Below are 4,542 nucleotides of genomic sequence, written 5' to 3'. Positions count from 1 at the left end.
AGCTTTCGGAGATGCTGGCGACCGACGACTACCACAGCACGATGATGTCGGCCACCGAGCCGGTGCGGCTCGACGATATCGAGGCCGGGCAGCGCATCGACGACTTCGATCTGATGACGGGGCTCGGGCGCGGCGCGTTCGCGCGGGTGTTCCTCGCGCGCCAGCGGTCGATGCAGCGCCTCGTCGCGGTGAAGATCTCCCGCGACAAAGGCACCGAGCCGCAGACGCTGGCGCAGCTGGACCACGACTACATCGTCCGGGTCTTCGATCAGCGGGTGCTCGAGAGCAGGAAGCTGCGGCTGCTGTACATGCAGTATGTGCCGGGCGGGACGCTGTTCACCGTGCTCGAACGGGTGCGGGCGACGCCGCCGGACCGCCGCGACGGGGCGTTGCTGCTCGACGTGATCGACGGGGTGCTGGCCGCCAAGGGCGAGATCAGGCCGAGCGAGTCGCCGCTGCGCGCGGAGCTGGCGCGGCTGTCGTGGCCGGAGACCATCGCCTGGCTGGGGCGGCGGCTGGCCGAGGCGCTCGACTACGCGGGCCGAGCCGGTGTGCTGCACCGCGATATCAAACCGGCCAACGTCCTGCTCACCGCGGACGGCGTGCCCAAGCTCGCCGATTTCAATATCAGCTTCAGCGGCAATGTCTCCGGTGACAGCCCGGTCGCCTACTTCGGCGGGTCGCTGGCCTATATGTCGCCCGAGCAGTTGGCCGCGGTGCACCCCGATCGACCGGGGACCGCCGCCGATCTCGACACCCGAAGCGATCTGTACGCGCTCGCGGTGGTGCTGTGGGAATTGCTCACGGGCCGAAGGCCTTTCGACGACGACTCGGTGACCGGCGGGGACCGCACGGCCTTGGACGGCATGCTCGAACGGCGGGCCGGGAGCCCGAAAGTGCTGCCGTATCAAGATCTTCCGGCCGACTGTCCGGCGGCGCTGGAGCGCGCGCTCGTGCGCGCCCTCGACCCGGAGCCCGGCAACCGCTGGCCCAGCGGCGCGGACATGGCCCAGCAGTTGGAGGTGTGCCTCGACGCCAGGGCCCGCGACCTCGTCGACCCGCCGCCGGGCAGCTGGCGACTGCGGGCGCGGCGGCTCATGCACCCGATCATGGCGCTGGCCATCGCGGTGCCGAACGCGCTGGCGATCTGGTACAGCTACAACCACAATCGGACGCTGATCATCGGCAAGCTGGACGCGCCCGCGCAGCACCGGTTCGATCAGATCGCGCTGACCGCGTACGGGCTGTGCTTCCTGGTCGGGTTCGTGGTCACCAATGTGCTGATCGCGAATCTGTGGTCGGTCTCGCGCGGGCTGCGCGCGGGACGGTCCTACGACGCGGCCACGCTCGCCCGCGCGCGTCGCGACACCCTGTTGCTCGGCAAGCGAAACGTGCTGACCTGCTTTGCGCTCTGGGTGATCGCGGGCGTGGCCGTGCCGGTGTCGGTTTCGGTTTCGGGCAATCACCTCGCGCCGGAGTCTTACGTGCACTTCTTCATCACGCAGATCGTGTGCGGCGCCATCGCCATGGCGTATCCGTATTTCCTGGTGAACTTCTACGCGGTGCGTTCGCTGTATCCCCTGTTTCTCCGGCACGGTGGGCTCGGCGCGCCGGACGCGCGGCGGTTGCGGCAGCTCGATCGGCGCAGCACCTATTTCCTGGCCATCGCCGCGGCCGTGCCGCTGCTGGGGGTCGCGGGGGCGACGTTCATTCCGGCCGAGGACATTCCGGCTGTGATCGTGGCGCTGCGGGTGCTGTGCGTCGGTAGCGCGCTGGCGTTCGTCGGGGTGTACTGGTTGTTCCGTATGTTGGAGAAGGATCTCGCGGCGCTGGAACGCATAGTCGCCCGCTCGGCCTGAGCGGCTCCTCGGCCGTCAAGGGGGCCGTCGGATTGCTGCGCCTTTCCCGGCTGCTGCGGGTACGGTATACCCCGCCGCGAAAGCGCGGGGACGGCACGACGCATTCGGCGGAAAGGGGCTTGGGGATGAACGAGCCGTATTCGTCATGGGCCGCGCGCAACTCGCCCGACGATCGGCCGCTCGCCGCCCGGTACAAGAGCGCCGAACCGATCATCCTGCGCGGCAGCAAGATCTACCCGATGTACACCGAGCAGGTCGGGCCCGAGCCGACGACCGTCACGGTGACGCTGCTGTCCGCCGCTCCCCCGCCCGGGCTGCGCGGGCTCGGCATGGGGCTGTCGGTCGTCGACGGTTATGTCGACCTGAACGGCCGCCGCCTGGCGGGTGTCGACGTGTGGTCCGACGCCCTCGTCGGCGGCATCGACTTCCACATCGTCGGCACCGCCCCCACCACCCTCGTCACCCTCACCCCCGTCTGGGTCGACGCCTTCGGCGAACAGAAATCGTGGGTCGGCAACTACGGCATCGTCATCGAGCACACCCCCGACGGACGAATAGTCCTGTGGTGCAGCATCGGCGAGGGCCCCGCCAACTTCGCCAACCTGGTAGTCGAGGTACAGGCCGCCCTCACCGGCAACCAGGCTCCCACCACCCTGGACACCCACCCCCTACGCGCGATACCGAACCTACCGGCGACACCCAGCCACGCGTCCACCACGCAGCACAACCCGCAACCTTCGCCCGCGCAGAACCATCCCGCGAACCCGCCCGCGTATTCGGACGGTCCACCACCGCACACCGGCCCACCACCGCACACCGGCCCGCAACCGCACGCGAATTCGGGACCGCGCCCCGAAGCACAGACGAGTTCGCCAACTCACGGCAGCTCGAGGCCCTACGCCGACGCGTCAGGCAATCCGCACACGGATACGCAAGCCGATTCGAGGTCGCACAGCGACTTTCAGCGCAATCCGCGTTTGCCGTCCAGTGCTCAGGCGCACGCGGCCGCGCAAGCCAGTTCGCGAACCCCCGCGGAAGCGCAGTCAGACCCGCGACCGCATCCCGGCACGCTACTCAGCCGGATGCCGCAGGCAGACCCGGCTCCGCCTGTCTCGCAGGGTGCTCCCCCAACCGATGCCGGTTCGGGAACGGATGCCCCGGATCCCGCCGGTTCGGGAACGCACGCCGGCTCGAAATCGCATGTCGATGCGCAAACCGGCGTGCGAACGCATGCCGGGCCATACGCCGGTTCGGGGCCGAACTCCGCCACGCACGCGGAGTCGAGGGCACACACCGACGCACAGCCCAATTCCGGCGTGCATGCGAGTCCGCGAGGCCACGCCGACACGCAGGCGCACCTTGACGCGCAACCCGATCCGCGGACGCAGGCTGATGCTCACGCCGATCCGCGACCGCACGCCGACAGGCAGTCCCATTCGCAGCCGTTCGGCGAGCCGCAGTTCGGCTTAAGTCCAGCCGCCGGCGCACAGGTTTGGGTGGACCCGGCCGACGATCACTTGGGTTCGCGGGCAGCCAATACGCAGCTCAATTCGCACACCCACGCCGACGCGCGTCCCGCTCTGGATCGGCGCCGCGGTCCGCGGCCACCCGCGCAGCCCGGCTCGACCCCGGCCATTGACGCCCAGCAGGGTTCTCGACCGCACGCCGATATGCACACCGACCTGCGGCAGCACATCAACACGCAGCCGGATTCTCGACCGCACACCAACGCGCCCGGCGACTCGCGGGAACATGCCGACACGCAGCCGGATTCTCGACCGCACCCCGACATGCACACCGACTCGCGGCCGCACGTCGACACACAGGCCGGTTCGCGGCAGCATGTCGACACACAGGCCGGTTCGCCAACGCAGGTCGGCCCGCAGACGAATCCGCGAGCGGAGTCCGATTCCGCGCCGCGTGCTGACACCCAGCACGGAATGCGAAGCCACCCCGAGGCACAGCGGAACACGGGATCGCACGCCACCACGCAGGCGAGTTCGCGAACACCCGGACGTGAACAGCCGTTCGGCGACGCACATTTCGGCTCGAACACCGCCGCCGACGCACGGCTCCGACTGAACTCCGCTAGCGACCAGCCGACTCCTCGACCCCCTGCCGACACGCAAGCAAGTCCGCGGCCAGACATTGGCGCGCAGATCAATTCGCGACCGCACATCGACCCGCAGAGCAGTCCGCGAACACCCGGCAGCGGCCAACCGTTCGGCGCTGCGCACTTCGGTGCCGACTCAGCCATCGACACCGAACTCCCGCCGAACACCGGCGACGCAGCGCAGCCAGGCCTCCAGACGCACGGCGACACACAGGCCACTGGGCAACCGCAAGCGGATGCGCGCGCCCTGCCGACGCCCGGTGCCGACTTGCGGCCTAGCCGCTGGCCGCATCCGGATGCGCAGCCATCCTCTAGCTCGCGTGCCGAGGGGGTGCCCGGTTCGCAGCCGCCCGCGAACTCGCACCCCGGGCCGGATCCGCTCGGCAGTCCTCAACTGCACGCCGACGCACAGCCCGGTTCCAACTCGGCCATCGAGGCGCAGGCCAATTTGCGATCACCCAGCACCGACGGGGCAGCCGCAGGCGGATGCGCGCGCCCTGTCGACCCCGGGCGCTGACGTGCGGCCTAGCCGCTGGCCGCATCCGGATTCGCAGCCATCCGCTAGCTCGC

Annotated in this window: 2 protein-coding genes; both read left to right on the top strand. The window is 69.6% G+C overall.

Going from position 1 to position 4,542, the window contains the following annotated elements:
- Window positions 1–1,859: serine/threonine-protein kinase (locus tag ON39_RS17160; protein ID WP_051186738.1), on the top strand; the 1,859-nt coding region annotated here is incomplete at its 5' end.
- 125 nt (window positions 1,860–1,984) lie between these two features.
- On the top strand, window positions 1,985–4,489 hold the full coding sequence (locus ON39_RS17155; protein WP_040735273.1) for a hypothetical protein: 2,505 nt from the start codon (window positions 1,985–1,987) through the stop codon (window positions 4,487–4,489).
- Window positions 4,490–4,542 lie beyond the last annotated feature (53 nt).

This window comes from Nocardia tenerifensis NBRC 101015, from assembly GCF_000308715.1.
Taxonomy (GTDB): domain Bacteria; phylum Actinomycetota; class Actinomycetes; order Mycobacteriales; family Mycobacteriaceae; genus Nocardia; species Nocardia tenerifensis.
The sequence above is the reverse complement of the archived record's forward strand: the minus strand, read 5'-3'. Positions and strand labels throughout refer to the sequence as shown.